14 protein-coding genes, 1 tRNA gene and 1 riboswitch are annotated in these 14,077 nt (G+C 34.6%); of the genes, 3 read left to right on the top strand and 12 right to left on the bottom strand.

What is annotated here, in order from left to right; translation table 11 throughout:
• Positions 1 to 21: 21 nt before the first annotated feature.
• A riboswitch (SAM riboswitch) is annotated at positions 22 to 128 on the bottom strand.
• 189 nt (positions 129 to 317) lie between these two features.
• Positions 318 to 770, bottom strand: a complete 453-nt coding sequence (locus BUA21_RS01425; protein ID WP_072742742.1) for a COG2426 family protein — start codon at positions 768 to 770, stop codon at positions 318 to 320.
• A 206-nt stretch (positions 771 to 976) separates the two neighbouring features.
• Here BUA21_RS01425 and BUA21_RS01430 point away from each other — a divergent pair.
• The 3 genes from BUA21_RS01430 to BUA21_RS01440 all read left to right on the top strand — a co-directional run bounded on the left by BUA21_RS01430 (position 977) and on the right by BUA21_RS01440 (position 4,809).
• Positions 977 to 1,053, top strand: a tRNA-Pro gene (locus BUA21_RS01430).
• Between the two features lie 167 nt (positions 1,054 to 1,220).
• Complete coding sequence (locus BUA21_RS01435) at positions 1,221 to 1,931, top strand: tRNA lysidine(34) synthetase (protein ID WP_072742743.1); 711 nt, start codon at positions 1,221 to 1,223, stop codon at positions 1,929 to 1,931.
• A 19-nt stretch (positions 1,932 to 1,950) separates the two neighbouring features.
• The gene (locus BUA21_RS01440) at positions 1,951 to 4,809 is read left to right on the top strand and encodes a phosphodiester glycosidase family protein (protein ID WP_072742744.1); all 2,859 of its coding nucleotides are present in this window, start codon (positions 1,951 to 1,953) and stop codon (positions 4,807 to 4,809) included.
• A 42-nt stretch (positions 4,810 to 4,851) separates the two neighbouring features.
• Here BUA21_RS01440 and BUA21_RS01445 read toward each other — a convergent pair whose 3' ends face one another.
• The 11 genes from BUA21_RS01445 to BUA21_RS01495 all read right to left on the bottom strand — a co-directional run bounded on the left by BUA21_RS01445 (position 4,852) and on the right by BUA21_RS01495 (position 14,075).
• A complete protein-coding gene (locus BUA21_RS01445; protein WP_072742745.1) occupies positions 4,852 to 5,688 on the bottom strand; it encodes a transglycosylase SLT domain-containing protein in 837 nt (278 codons plus the stop codon).
• 25 nt (positions 5,689 to 5,713) lie between these two features.
• Positions 5,714 to 6,043, bottom strand: a complete 330-nt coding sequence (locus BUA21_RS01450; RefSeq protein ID WP_072742746.1) for a rod-binding protein — start codon at positions 6,041 to 6,043, stop codon at positions 5,714 to 5,716.
• A gap of 13 nt (positions 6,044 to 6,056) precedes the next feature.
• Positions 6,057 to 6,851, bottom strand: coding sequence for a flagellar basal-body rod protein FlgG (gene flgG, locus BUA21_RS01455; RefSeq protein ID WP_072742747.1), 795 nt, complete (start codon positions 6,849 to 6,851; stop codon positions 6,057 to 6,059).
• 12 nt (positions 6,852 to 6,863) lie between these two features.
• Positions 6,864 to 7,871 (bottom strand): flagellar hook-basal body protein, encoded by a 1,008-nt coding sequence (locus BUA21_RS01460; protein WP_084604089.1) that lies wholly within the window; start codon positions 7,869 to 7,871, stop codon positions 6,864 to 6,866.
• A gap of 58 nt (positions 7,872 to 7,929) precedes the next feature.
• Positions 7,930 to 8,958, bottom strand: a complete 1,029-nt coding sequence (gene mreB / locus BUA21_RS01465; RefSeq protein ID WP_072742749.1) for a rod shape-determining protein — start codon at positions 8,956 to 8,958, stop codon at positions 7,930 to 7,932.
• Between the two features lie 164 nt (positions 8,959 to 9,122).
• The gene (spoIIID, locus tag BUA21_RS01470; protein WP_072742750.1) at positions 9,123 to 9,377 is read right to left on the bottom strand and encodes a sporulation transcriptional regulator SpoIIID; all 255 of its coding nucleotides are present in this window, start codon (positions 9,375 to 9,377) and stop codon (positions 9,123 to 9,125) included.
• A 99-nt stretch (positions 9,378 to 9,476) separates the two neighbouring features.
• Positions 9,477 to 10,214: a M23 family metallopeptidase gene (locus tag BUA21_RS01475; RefSeq protein ID WP_072742751.1), complete on the bottom strand. Its 738-nt coding sequence runs from the start codon at positions 10,212 to 10,214 to the stop codon at positions 9,477 to 9,479.
• 88 nt (positions 10,215 to 10,302) lie between these two features.
• A complete protein-coding gene (gene spoIID / locus BUA21_RS01480) occupies positions 10,303 to 11,322 on the bottom strand; it encodes a stage II sporulation protein D (RefSeq protein ID WP_072742752.1) in 1,020 nt (339 codons plus the stop codon).
• 71 nt (positions 11,323 to 11,393) lie between these two features.
• Positions 11,394 to 12,647, bottom strand: coding sequence for a UDP-N-acetylglucosamine 1-carboxyvinyltransferase (murA, locus tag BUA21_RS01485; RefSeq protein ID WP_072742753.1), 1,254 nt, complete (start codon positions 12,645 to 12,647; stop codon positions 11,394 to 11,396).
• 25 nt (positions 12,648 to 12,672) lie between these two features.
• Positions 12,673 to 13,455 carry a YwmB family TATA-box binding protein gene (locus BUA21_RS01490; RefSeq protein ID WP_072742754.1) on the bottom strand — a complete coding sequence of 261 codons (783 nt, stop codon included), beginning with the start codon at positions 13,453 to 13,455 and terminating at the stop codon, positions 12,673 to 12,675.
• Between the two features lie 188 nt (positions 13,456 to 13,643).
• Positions 13,644 to 14,075, bottom strand: coding sequence for a F0F1 ATP synthase subunit epsilon (locus BUA21_RS01495; RefSeq protein WP_072742755.1), 432 nt, complete (start codon positions 14,073 to 14,075; stop codon positions 13,644 to 13,646).
• Positions 14,076 to 14,077 lie beyond the last annotated feature (2 nt).

The raw sequence follows: 14,077 nt of genomic DNA on the forward strand, positions 1-14,077 counted from the left end.
AGGAAAAGGCAAGAAAAGTTGACCTCATCTTTCAGAATACTATTCTGTGGGATTTAGCACCTCACAGTCAAAGACCATAGGTTGCCGGGTTTCACAGGGCCCATTCCCTCCACCACTCTTGATAAGGCATCAAGATTTTTATTCATTTAGGCATATTTTAACACAATAAAAATATTGTGTCAACAAAGTGAAAAAATTGACATGGATTATGAAAACAACATAGCTTATATGTTTACTTTGAATATTGATGTAGTATAATATAAATATTTAAGTTATAATTTTGGCAAGGTGAATTGAATTCACCTTGCCACTGTTTTTCAAAGAACTGACACTATATTATAAGTCAAAGTAAATACTATGATACCAGCTGTTATAATACCAGATATAATTGCAGTTAGTGCTTTTTTGAAATTCAATTTAAGTAATGTTGCTGCTATGCATCCTGTCCAAGCTCCAGTAGTTGGTAAAGGTATTGCCACCAATATAAACAGACCCAATACACTATATTTTTTTATCTTATCTCTACTTCTCTTTAGAGTTCTATTTTTCACCCATATTACAGCTTTAGAAAATAATTTTGTATTTTCAAGAAAATTCATAACAGGCTCCAACAATTTCAATAAAAAAGGAACTATGATACTATTTCCCAATATACTTATGATTGTGCTTTCAATAGGGCTTAGTCCCAGAGATACTCCAAGTGGTATGGCGCCTCTTAGTTCAGAAAGTGGCATAGCAGCTAATATAAATACTTTTAATTCCTCACTCATCTCGATCCTCCTATAGCATATTAGTTTATTATATTCTATACACTAGAGAAAAACCCTTTAAACTTTTAAAACTATTTTAAAATAGTAAGAAATAGCGAGAATAGTGTAGATTTAAAGCGATAGTTTGTTATAATTTTATATATTCACTGTTTTTCATATGTGCATTGAAAGTGAAAATCCACTATACTATAAGAGTCGGCGGTCGACGGGGTGTAGCGCAGTTTGGTAGCGCACGTGGTTTGGGACCATGGGGCCGGGGGTTCGAATCCCTCCACCCCGACCACCAAAAGAAGGATTGAATATTCAATCCTTCTTTTTTTATGCCTTACCAACTTAAGGTCACCTTGGCTAATTTTACATTGTCAAGGTATTGTAATGTATTTGTAACCTATTTGATATATTATAATTATATAATTATCTTCAAAGGTACCCTTTAGAAAGGTTGATGTGATGAAAAAAATATTAGGAGCAATGAGAAGAGCTATTGAGGATTTTGATTTAATCCACGATGGCGACAAAATTGGAGTAGGACTTTCTGGCGGAAAAGACAGTATGGTCCTTTTATATGCACTAAAATTATATCAGGGATTTAGTCCGGAAAACTTTGAATTGGAAGCTTTTACAGTGAATCTTGGATATGAAGATTTTGACACAGAAACTATAAGAAAATACTGTGAAAATATTCACGTACCTTTCAATCTCAAAAAGACCAATATAAAAGATATAGTATTTGATGTAAGAAAAGAAAAAAATCCCTGTGCTCTATGTGCCAACATGCGTAGAGGTGCTATTCACAATTCCCTTAAGGAAAAAGATTTCAACAAACTTGCCTTAGCTCATCATGGAGATGATGCATTAGATACTCTTTTTTTGAGTATGCTCTATGAAGGAAGGATAAATACCCTTCAACCTTTAACCTATCTAGATAGAAAAAAGATATATGTCATTCGTCCCTTTTTATATCTATCAGAATACGACATAAAAGGAGCCCTAAACAAATATGAAATCCCAGTAGTTAAAAACCCTTGTCCTGTAGACAAAAAAACCAAGAGAGAATATATCCATAAGCTTTTAAAAGATATATACAAAGAAGTCCCTGGGTCCAGAGATAGACTTCTTAGAGCAATACAAAATGGCGAGGAACTAAATCTTTGGTTTTAATGAAAAGTGAGGTGGAGAAATGAACAATAATTTTAAAAAGTTTTTAGTAAGTTTAATTGCAATATCGTTAATTCTTAGTGGTAATATTCTTTCAATGGCTGAGGCAAAAAAAGCACCAGCTCAAACTTATACAATATATGAGACAACAAATACAGAAGATCTTTCTAGCGGGGTAATTCATGAAAATGTACTTAGGTTTACCAACAAGGGTTGGTGGAATATAAATGTGTTAAGAGTTGATTTGGAAGATGAGTACACAGAAATAAAGGGGTTATTTAGCAACAAGGGAATTTCAAACAGAGAAAAGGTAAGCACTATGGTGAAAGAATCCAATGCCATAGCTGGAGTCAATGGGGATTTCTTTGAATACAAACCATTTCCAAGCCCAATAGGTACCTTGATAAATAATGGGGAAATCATATCATCTCCAATGGCGAAAGAATATGCAAAACCTGCTTTTGTACTTGCAGATAGCAAAAATGCTTCAATTACTTATTTTGACAAAAGACTTGCAGCTGTATCTTCTGCAACAGGAACTGAAGTCATTCTTTCAGCTATAAACAAAGTAAGTCAAGCCTATGAAGAAGTAATGCTCTACAACAAACACTGGGGGCCTAAATCCATAGGAAACAAACTTCACAAAGACCTTATAGAAATAGTAGTAGTAGACAATATTGTAACTGACGTAAGAATTGGGCAGCCACCAGTAGACATCCCTGAAAATGGCTACATACTTGCTGGAAGGGGAAGAGTAGAAGAAAGGCTTTTAAATAATTTTCATCTAGGAGACACTGTGGAGCTTAGACTTTCCACTACTCCAAACTATGACAATATAAAGATGGCAATTGGCGGCGGAAGCATCATACTTAAAAATGGTGTAGCAATGAATACAGATATAGCTGCAAATGGATTGGATCCAAGAACAGGAATAGGAATTTCTAAAGATGGCAAAGAACTTATCATTGCAACTATAGATGGTAGAGATTCATCTTTCAAAGGGGTCACTGGAAAAACCTTTGGTTCCATAATGAAAGAATTGGGAGCAAATGATGCACTGCTATTTGACGGTGGTGGCTCTACTGCTATGGCAGTTAAATATGTAGATGAGGAAAATGTGAAAGTTGTCAACAAACCTTCTGATGGAGGAGAAAGAAAAGTTATAAATGGTGTAGGAGTATTTTCAAATGCACCTAAGGGAAATCTTTCTAGCATAAAAGTCGCAACTGATGACAAGAATATGTTCTTAAATACCACAAGAAGATTTAGTATAAAGGGATATGATGAATACAAAAATCCTATAGAAGTAGATCAAGAAAAAGTCACTTATACTGTAGAAGGTATAAAAGGTGAATTCAATGGAAATACATTAAAGGCCCTATCCACTGGAAAAGGCAAGATAATTGCAAACTATGAAGGTATCACTTCTTCCATTGATATTCAAGTATTAGAAACTGTAAGAGATATAGTTTCAGATATAGATAAATTCACTATAGATATAAATAGTCAAAAGAATTTGGGAGTATTCTACGGAAGGGATAGAGATGGATTTAATGCAATAGTATATCCTGAAGATGTAAAATGGGAAATCACAGGAAATATTGGAAAAGTTGAAAATGGCATATTTTACAGTAGTAGCGAACCAAGTTCTGGTGCCATAACCGCTAGAATTGGGGACGGAATAGAAAATATATTGGTAGCTGTAGGAAGCAAGGGAGTACTTCTTGAATCCTTTGAAGATTTAAATAGAGTATCTTTTTCTTCTTATCCAGCTGAAGTTTCAGGAAGTATTGGATTAGTAAGTGAAAATAAAGAAGGCAATGGCTCTTTGAGTCTTAAATATGACTTCACAGTAGGAGAAAAAACTAGAGCTGCTTATGTCAACTTAAATCCTAATGGTCAAAGTGGAATGCTTCTAGACGGAAATCCTAAAAAGCTAGGTCTTTGGGTATATGGAGACGAAGGAAATGCTTGGCTTAGAGGCAGCATCAAGGACAAAAATGATACTGAATACAATATAGATTTTGCAAAAGTAGTGGATTGGACAGGATGGCAATATGTTACAGCTGATATACCTTCAAATATAGCTTATCCAATCACTTTAAGTAAAATATATCTAGTAGAAACAGATCCTGTGAAAAAAAGCAGTGGAGAAATTTATATGGATGGCCTTGTAGCCGTATATCCTACAGGATATAAAAATATGGTATTACCTGCCTCTAGTACTATGACTGATGTAAAAAATAAAGAAGTAAAAAAAGATAAAAATGGTTTTTCCTTTATAGTCACCTCTGCTCCACAAAATCTGGACGATGTGGTTGAATATAAAGCTAGTGACAAAATCAAAGCTAATGTAAATAAGCACGATTTAGCCATATTCATGGGTGGTAGCACAGCTGATTTCAAGAAAGGGCTAAAGCCTAAAACAATCATGGATGTAAAAAGCGGATATAAACCTTATAGATATGGAAATGTACTTTTCATAAAAGCTGATAGTTCTAAAAATGGACTTAGAGCCACAAATTCAGAACAATGGCTATGGCTTAAAAATGATTTGACAAATTCAAAAGAAAAAAACATAGTTCTCATGTTGCCAACCCCAATATTCGGCAACGGAGGATTTACTGACAAACTTGAAGCAGAACTTCTACACAGTATACTTTCTGAAGCCAAACTAAATGGAAAAGATATTTGGGTAGTTTATGGAGGAAATGGAAATAGTAACGATTTGAAAGATGGAATCAGGTATATTCAAGTAAATTCAAAAGGAGTCTCAAATCCTCAAGATATTTACAATATCAGCATGGCTGAATTTGTAGTAAATAAAGACAATATCACATACCAAATAAAGCCTGTTTTTCAAAGACCTAAAATTCAGTAAAAATTGAATGAAAAAGCTGCTAACTTTAAGTTAGCAGCTTTTTCATTCAAACTTTTTTATCCAGTTTCCAAATACCCAGCCAGTTTTATTGTCTGAGGTCTTTACCTTATAGAAATAAAATCCTCTCTTAAGATTTGGTCCTTCCAATATAGTCATCTCTGTATTTTCTTTTATTTTCCCTATCTCCTTTCCATAGGGAGAAGACAAAAAAACTATATATTTTTTCCCATCAGGAATTACCTTGTCATCTTTACTGTATATGATAATATCTCCTTTGTGAGTTTCCTTTGGCGGATTTATTTTAGTTTTATTTTTCGGTACCCCTCTTGAAGGAATACTTCCTCTATTTACAGGAACTATCTTTTGTCCATATTGTTTTTTCGCAACTGAATAAATTTTGTTTTGATAGGTATTTGAATTTACATTTGGATTGTTCCTCTCCAAAAGTCCATTGTAGGCCCAAAGAGCAAAATACCAATTTTCCAATACATTTGGATCCATATCTCCTATTTGAGGCATCCTATCATTGGCATATCTCCACTTGGCAAGAAGAACATCTGCCCCAGCTTCAATATTATAAATTGGATCATTTTTAAGTTTATTTGCATCATAGCCTCTACTATGAACTTGCATGATGCCTATATTTCCACTTCTACTCGTATAAGGAGCACCTTTGTCATTGAACTGTCTAAAAGAACTCTCTATTTTTGCTATGGACTTTAAAATAACACTAGGTATTCCCCTCTTTTTTGCTACTTCTTCAACCAACTTTTCTGTCTCTTTTTTGGACAACTTTTTGCCCACTTCACAATAAGCCGTACTAAAGGCTCCCACCACTATCATGAGTAGCAGAAGAACAGATATAATCTTCCTTCTCATGAGAAAAAACCCCCTAATTTAAAGATTAATAATTTACATTTTGCCTTTTAAATTGCTCATATAGCATTTTGGCTAATCCTATACCTTCACCTTTCTTTGCTACTTCATTTGAAATTTGCTCATCAAACATATCTTCAAAAATCTTTGTAGCAGTGCTTTTTTCTATAAAACCATCTTCAGGTATAGTCTTTCTCATTTCTTTCATCGTCATGTGGATAAAAATAGTCTCAAAATCCTTGCATACATTCATCAGTTCTTCATCTTTATTTGTCTCTTTTGCACCTTCTATTTTTCTCTCTAAAATAGACTCATCTGGAGTACGCCTTGTGATAAAATCATTCGGAAGAATTTCCATATCATCACCTCAATTATCTCTTCAAATTGTTGATTATCTGTAGCATTTCATCTGAAGTCTGTATAGTCTTAGAATTTATCTCATAGGCTCTTTGAGCTGTAATCATCTTCACCATTTCTTCTACTACTTGAACATTGGAAGCTTCCAAATATCCTGATACAAGTCTTGATTTCATCTCTTCTACTTCCACTGGCATTTCTTCTCCTGAAGCTTGGCTGGCACTATATAAATTCATTCCTTCTCCTAAAAGCCCTTCAGGATTCATGAAATTCACCAATTTAAGTCTTCCTATATCAACTATTTCTCCATCTTCATCTCTTCCTGTTATATATCCAAATTCATCTATACTTATATCTCTCAAACCACTTTCAAAGATTATTTCATCTTCATCCTCACTTAATACTGTATATCCTTCTGAAGTCACCAATTTCCCTTCGTCTCCATCTATACTCAATTTAAAACTCCCATCCCTTGTATATCTAATATCTCCATTGGGAAGTTCTATGGCAAAAAAACCTTCTCCATCTATAGCTACATCATATGGGTTTTGAGTTTCTATAAAGCTACTAGTTCTAAAATCCCTTTTAGTAGCAGTAGGCATGACTCCATGACCTACTTCTAAATTTACAGGTCTACCTTGATCATCAGTCAAATTGCTCCTCTTCATATTGGCATAAAACAAATCCTTAAACTCTGCTCTTTGAGTTTTATAAGCCGTAGTATTTACATTGGAAAGATTGTTTGCAATAGTATCTATATTTAGCTGTTGTGCCCTCATTCCAGTAGCTGCAGTCCACATAGCTCTCATTTTTTCGCCCTCCTATACTCTTCCTATTTCATTTGCTGATTTCTCAAGCATTTCATCCTGAACTCTTATGGCTTTCTGGCAAGATTCAAAATTTCTCAAAAGATTTATCATCTCCACCATTTCTTTTATAGAATCTACATTGGAGTCTTCCAAAAAACCTTGGAGTACTTCTCCACCAAAAGGTGCTTCTTCCCCTTCAATATCTTCTGGCATTTGATATAGATTATTCCCTACTTTTCTTAAATATTCCTTGTTGTCCAAATCCACTACATCAAGCATAGACACATTTAGTTCTTGTCCTCTGCCCATGTCTATAGGCCCATTTTGCCCCAATACTTTATATCCATCAATTGTCGTCAATTCTCCATTTGCATTTACAGTAAAAGCACCATTTCTTGTATAATAGATTTCACCATTATCTCCTTGGACTTTAAAAAATCCACTTCCATTTAAGGCTACATCATATTTCCCACCGGTCTCAACAATTGATCCTTGGCTGAAATCTACTACAACTTTTTTCACATTGACTCCTGCACTCATAGTACCTATGACTCTAGGGCTTGGATTGTATACAAGTCCCTGTATCATTGCCTCTAAATTTCCACCTTGACCTTGTACAGGATTTCCACCTGGACCAACTATATAGTTTTCTGCATCTACCTTGTACTCATTTTTTTCATTTCTATAGAAAGTCCTTAAATATCCTTCATCATCTACAACAAATTGAATATCCTTTACATAACTAATTCCATTGGGCGTTCTCACCATGAAATAGCCTTCCTCCGTATGAGCTGTATGTGTTTCTCCATCTGTTTGATAATATATTTCATTTTCTCCACTTGACCTAATACTTGGTTTGTCATTTATTTTGCTAAGAAGCACTTCTGGAAAAGATTCAGTTATAGTTATATCTTTCTTATATCCCATTGTATTCATATTTGAAAGATTATTTGCTATTGATTCTAATCTTTTTTGATTTGCTATAAGAGAAGTTGCAGATATATACAGTCCTCTATTCAAAATTCATCACATCCTCATTAAATACTCTAGAATGTTATCGTCATATGGAAAAAAACCTTTAGTATCTTCCACCGATAGATTCTTCACCTACTATACTATTATCTAGTACATCTACCCAATCCAAAGCCTTTCCTGTACCTATAGCCACACATTCAATAGGATCATCCGCAATTCTTGTTGGAATTCCTGTTCTCTCAAATATGAGCTTGTCCAAACCATATAGTAATGCTCCTCCCCCAGTCATGACTATGCCTGTATTTCCAATATCCGCTGCCAATTCTGGTGGAGTCCTTTCAAGTACTGCATGAACTGTATCCACTATATTTGTAATAGGCTCCTCAAGAGCTTCTAAAATTTCCTCTGAAGACACAATTATAGTCTTTGGAAGACCTGTAACTAAATTTCTCCCTCTTATCTCCATAGTTATATCTTTATCTCTTTTATACGCTGTCCCTATTTTCATCTTCAACTCTTCGGCACTACGTTCTCCAATCATCACATTGTGTTTTTTTCTTATATATCTAATTATAGCATCATCACATTCATCCCCAGCTACTTTTATTGAACGACTAACAACCATGCCGCCCAATGATATAACTGCTACATCAGTAGTACCCCCACCTATATCCACTACCATATTTCCATTTGGTTGCGTGATATCAATTCCAGCTCCTATAGCTGCTGCAATAGGTTCTTCTATAAGGTATGTCTTTTTAGCGCCCGCTTGAGTGCTAGCTTCTACAACTGCCCTTTTTTCAACTTCAGTTACACCACTAGGTACACAAACTATAATTCTAGGTTTGAAAAAACTCTTGCCTATAGCTTTTTGAATAAAATATTTAAGCATTTTTTCCGTCACTTCATAGTCAGATATTACTCCATCTCTAAGTGGTCTCATTGCAATGATATTTCCTGGTGTACGCCCTAGCATTTTTCTTGCCTCTTCTCCAACAGCTAAAAATTGTTTAGTATTTTGATCTATTGCTACTACTGATGGCTCATTTAGAACTATTCCCTTTCCCTTTGCATAGACAAGAATACTAGCAGTCCCCAAATCTATTCCCATATCAGTTTTTAATGCAGCCATTACTTTTCCTCCTTTTTGGTTTATTATATATCAATTGTAGTTGATTTTTCCATAAAATTTCGCATCATAATATTATTCTATATAAATGCAAAAAACCCTTTATTTTTTTAAAATTATTTGAAAATTTTATCCAAAAATGCTTAAAAGGTCCCATAGGGACCTATTTAATCGTTTACAGCTTTGTATTTCATCTTTGTAGCCTTGCCACCTCTTATATGTCTTTCTGCTTTGTTCTGTTCTAATACTTCTTTCACCATACTTGCAATAAGAGGGTTTATCTTTGGGAGCCTTTCAGTCACATCTTTATGTACTGTACTTTTGCTCACCCCAAATACACCGGCTGCTTGTCTTACGGTGGCTTTTTCACTTATTATATATTTTGCAATCTCTAGTGCTCTTTCTTCTATATAGTCTTTCACATATTTAACCCCCTTTAAACTTATTTTGGGATTTTAACCTTTTTTAAATACTTATGCACATTTTAAAATTTATAGAACTCTTATTGCCTAATTTGAAAATTAGTTTAAATTAGGCAAATAATTTTTAGGATCCATATTTTCCTCATTTAATATAACCTCGAAGTGAAGATGTGGCGCATCTGCCATTTCTATTCCCTTAGGCTTTCCTATGCCGCTTATAGTATCACCCTTTTTTACTTTTTGTCCTACTTGTACCATGTCTTTAGTAGAAAGATTTGCATACTTTGTCTTAAGTCCATTTTCATGATCAAGTACTATGACCACTCCCCACAACTCATCTTCGTATGCTTCACTTACTGTTCCCCCTAAGCTAGCTTTTACAGGGGTTCCCTCTTTTGCCTCTATGTCTACTCCACCATGACTAGTCCATTCTTCCAATGTCTTTGAATAAACCAAATTTTCTCCTGTAAAATCTAGTATCATTTTTCCTTCCACTGGCATACAAAAAGTTTCTTTAGCTTCTGGTTTTGGTTTTTCTTCTTCTAACTTTTCTGGTTCCTCTAAATCTTCATCTAAATTTAAATCTTCTTTATCTTCTTCTTTGTTTTCTCCCATTTTGGCACTCGCCAAAGAAGGCTCCATCAAATCCTTTTCATAATCTCCCATTTCACCATCTTCTACTACGAAAAAGTCTTCATCTTTTATAGGCTTATCATTGCTTTCAATTTTCTTTAAATTATTTCTAGATACCCAAACTGATGTTACAGCTACTACACATACACAGATAAATAAAATAATATAAAATCCATCTTTCTCCCACGAAAACTTGTTTTTCATCTCTTCACCTCCATTAGCTAGTATTACCAAATTTAAATATTTAATACATAAAAAAAGTGAGTAAAAGAACTTTTTTTAGTTCTTTTACTCACTTTTTATATTGTTCTATTTCAACACCTGTATAATAATGCTTAATTATTTCTATATAATCACTACCTTTTTTAGCCATGCCATTGGCACCCCATTGACTCATGCCCACCCCATGACCATAGCCAGTAGTTTCAATATCCACTATTTCAGCCTTGGGATTGTAGGTAATCTTAAAATTGGTGGAATTCAAATTGAAAAGTTCTCGAAGTTCCCTTCCTTCCACCACATGACCATCAATCATTATCTTTTTTATCCTTCCACTTTCAGTCCTTTCAACAAGCTTTATCTTTTCTGGAAGATTTTCTTGAGTAATATTGGCATTTGGATATATACTCTTTATCTTTTCTATAAATTCACCTACAGTAAAAGTAGCAACACTTTTAAACTTTGGTGCCTCCTCTTCATTGGGACTTTGAACCCCTTTCAGATAAGGCACATCATTTGCAAATACATCTTTTGAATCCTCTGTCATACCACCACTAGTAGAATGATATAGAGGCTCTATTATCTCACCGTCATAATATATTACTTCTCCCTTTGTACTATCTACAGCCTTTTCAATCTTAGACCAATACTTGTCAACCCATTTCTTTGAATGAATGCTCTCAAGCTCCCCCAAAGAAAGAAAAGCTTGACAGTGAACACCAGTACAAAGTGGAGCTTGTGGATGATCTGGATGGCCTTCTTTGAACTTATTTGTCTTATAAAGAGCATAAGTCCTACTAGCCACTGCCTGGGCCTTCAAAGCTTCCTCGTCAAACTCTGCTGGCATCTCAGCCGCTACCACTCCTTTTACATAGTCCTCAAGAGGAATTTTAACTACCTCTTGGGTCCTAGTATCATATACTTTTATGTATCCATCAAACTTTTCATCTACTATATTTTCTTCTATTTTCTTTTCTTTTGCTATTTCCTTTGTATCTTCCTTAGAGACTAAATTCACAGTCTTCACCAAAATTGTGGGAAGAACGATAGTGATTATCAAAATAAATGCCAGGTATATCCAAAACTTTTTCATCTTTTCCCCCTCTTTTTCATCTCAAAGTTATCTAATTACATTCTATGCTATGGGAAAAGATGATATGTTAATTATTCTATTCTATAAATTTTAGCTCCCAATTCAGAAAGCTTATTTTCAATGCCATCATATCCTCTGTCAATATGGTAGATATTATCTATAGTAGTCTTTCCATCTGCCACCAATCCTGCAAGTATTAAAGCTGCTCCTGCTCTTAAATCTGTAGCCTTCACAGGGGCTGAAGTCAAACTATTAACTCCCTGAACTATGGCAGATCTACCATCAATCTTTATATTTGCACCCATTCTCTTAAGTTCATCTACATGCATAAATCTGTTTTCAAATACAGTTTCAATAATGACACTTGTTCCTTCAGTCACACTCATAAGGCTCATAAATTGAGCTTGCATATCTGTGGGAAATCCTGGATAAGGAAGAGTCTTTATATCCACAGCCTTTCTATCAGCCGTACCTATAACTCTTATCTTGTCTCCATTTTCCCAAATTTCACATCCAATTTCTCTAAGCTTTGCAATTGCTGGCTTTATATGGCTAGGAATCACATTTTCAATAATGATATCTCCACCTGTAATGGCACTTGCCACCATAAAAGTACCAGCTTCAATCCTGTCTGGTATAATGGAATGAGTTGCTCCTCCAAGCTTTTCTACACCACGAATACGAATACTACTAGTTCCTGCTCCACTTATATCTGCACCCATCTTGTTTAAAAAATTGGCTAAGTCAACTATTTCTGGCTCCATAGCTGCATTGTCAATAGTAGTCTCTCCCTCTGCCAATACAGCTGCCATCATGACATTTTCTGTAGCACCTACACTGGGAAAATCCAAATAAATTCTATCACCTTTGAGTTTATCTCCAAATGCTCCAACATATCCATGGTCCACATCAATTTCTGCTCCCAACGCTTTAAATCCCTTTAAGTGTAAATCTATAGGGCGGGTTCCTATGGCACAACCTCCAGGAAGAGAAGTTTTTGCCTTCCCCAAGCGGGTCAATAAGGGTCCCATAACTAAAAAAGAAGCCCTCATTTTACTCATCAACTCATAGGGTGTTTCATATTTGTCCATATTGGCAGAATTTATCTTTATTTTTCCTCCGCCATATTTTTCTACATCTGCTCCAAGTAATGACAATACCTCACAAAAAACATCTACATCCTTTAAATTTGGCACATCTTCCAAAACAATATCTTCCGTACCCAACAAAGAAGCCGCAAGAATTGGCAGTGCTGAATTTTTGGCCCCACTAATCCTAACTGTTCCTTTTAATGGAGGGCTCTTCTCCACCACAATTTTGCCCAAAACAAATCCCTCCTACTCTTTTTCTTTAATAGCCTATAGTAATAATAGGTGTTCCAATCCAGATATACGTTTTGTCTTCATACTCATTATACCTCATAGCCACATTATAATTCATCTTTTTATTTCCTGTATAGATATAATTATTTATAAGTGGAGTATAAGCAGTAATACTGACTAAATTTTCATCTTCATAATTCTCTATTATTTTACCATTTATTTTATTAATTGTCATTTGAATTTTTTTGTCTATCTCATTCCTACTTAATTTTCCATTAAAGCTGCCTATAATGCAAGTGGTAATTTCTGCTTTATTTTCATTTTGCTTAAATATTGCTCTTCTTTTCTCCATTATTTCATCAATTCTATCATATTCCTCTGTTTTTATCATATCTACAAAAGCAGTAGTTTCTCCGCCCATCTTTTCCTCGTCTAAATAAGATGTAACAAATATACTTATTGCTTCACCATTTTCATTTTTTCCCCAAATATTGTATTGAATAGAACGGTCTTCAACTGTTATATTTTCTGAATAACAATTCTTATCACAATTTTTTTCATAGAAATTTTCTTCTGTTTTTTCTCCAACTATGCCCATTTCTTCTTTTATACCCTGACCTAGTTCAATTATTTCACTTTCACTTAAAAATTTATCAACTATAACTCCCCCGAAATTTATATCCATTTCAACTATATCTGCTCCTATTTCTTCAAGACTCTCTACCATCTTGTTTCCAGTACCATTCATACCAGTACAACTTGTACCTAAAACCAAAATACATATAACAATAAAATATAATGCCCTCTTCATTATCTTTACCTCCTCATATCATTAAAATCAAATGTAAACACAGAAGAACCGTCCCCTTGTGTCTTTGTGTTCTATTTTTGAGGAAAGGGCACTATGTAAAAATGTAAAGGGGGACAAAACACTTTTACTAAAAAAAGCACCCTTTCCTCATGATATGAGTATTGCCATGAGAGGGTACTTTTTATACATCAATCTCTTATTTTTCTATCTTCAACAGTGACTAAATCAGCAACTTCAAGTCTGTTTATAGCTCTCTTTAGAGCCATTTCAGCTCTTGCCACATCTAGTCCATCTTGCCTATTTTTTAATCTTTTTTCTGCTCTTTCTTTGGCCTTTTTAGCTCTTTCTATATCTATTTCTTCAGGCCATTCTGCTGAATCTGCAATGATTGTAGTTTTTTCGCTGGCAACTTCAATATATCCATTAGATACAGCAGCTATTCTTTCCTTTCCGTCTTCTGTCCTTATCTTTACTTTCCCAATTGTAAGAGGAGTCACAAGAGGAGCTCTGCCTTTTAATACTGCAAAATCTCCTTCTACGCCTCTTGCTACAACCATTTCCACTTCACCGGAAAAAAACATTCTATCAGGAGTCACAATTTCAAGAAGAAAATTAGCCATGA

Origin of the sequence: Sporanaerobacter acetigenes DSM 13106, assembly GCF_900130025.1 — a bacterium.
Lineage (GTDB): Bacteria > Bacillota > Clostridia > Tissierellales > Sporanaerobacteraceae > Sporanaerobacter > Sporanaerobacter acetigenes.

Bases quoted from the DNA above. Each gene is read 5' to 3' on its own strand.
- BUA21_RS01490 (WP_072742754.1), bottom strand. From the start codon at position 13,455: ATGAAGAGGGCATTATATTTTATTGTTATATGTATTTTGGTTTTAGGT.
- flgG (WP_072742747.1), bottom strand. From the start codon at position 6,851: ATGAGAGCTATGTGGACTGCAGCTACTGGAATGAGGGCACAACAGCTA.
- BUA21_RS01425 (WP_072742742.1), bottom strand. From the start codon at position 770: ATGAGTGAGGAATTAAAAGTATTTATATTAGCTGCTATGCCACTTTCT.
- BUA21_RS01435 (WP_072742743.1), top strand. From the start codon at position 1,221: ATGAAAAAAATATTAGGAGCAATGAGAAGAGCTATTGAGGATTTTGAT.
- BUA21_RS01445 (WP_072742745.1), bottom strand. From the start codon at position 5,688: ATGAGAAGGAAGATTATATCTGTTCTTCTGCTACTCATGATAGTGGTG.
- BUA21_RS01475 (WP_072742751.1), bottom strand. From the start codon at position 10,214: ATGAAAAACAAGTTTTCGTGGGAGAAAGATGGATTTTATATTATTTTA.
- BUA21_RS01495 (WP_072742755.1), bottom strand. From the start codon at position 14,075: ATGGCTAATTTTCTTCTTGAAATTGTGACTCCTGATAGAATGTTTTTT.
- mreB (WP_072742749.1), bottom strand. From the start codon at position 8,958: ATGGCTGCATTAAAAACTGATATGGGAATAGATTTGGGGACTGCTAGT.
- BUA21_RS01440 (WP_072742744.1), top strand. From the start codon at position 1,951: ATGAACAATAATTTTAAAAAGTTTTTAGTAAGTTTAATTGCAATATCG.
- BUA21_RS01450 (WP_072742746.1), bottom strand. From the start codon at position 6,043: ATGGAAATTCTTCCGAATGATTTTATCACAAGGCGTACTCCAGATGAG.
- spoIID (WP_072742752.1), bottom strand. From the start codon at position 11,322: ATGAAAAAGTTTTGGATATACCTGGCATTTATTTTGATAATCACTATC.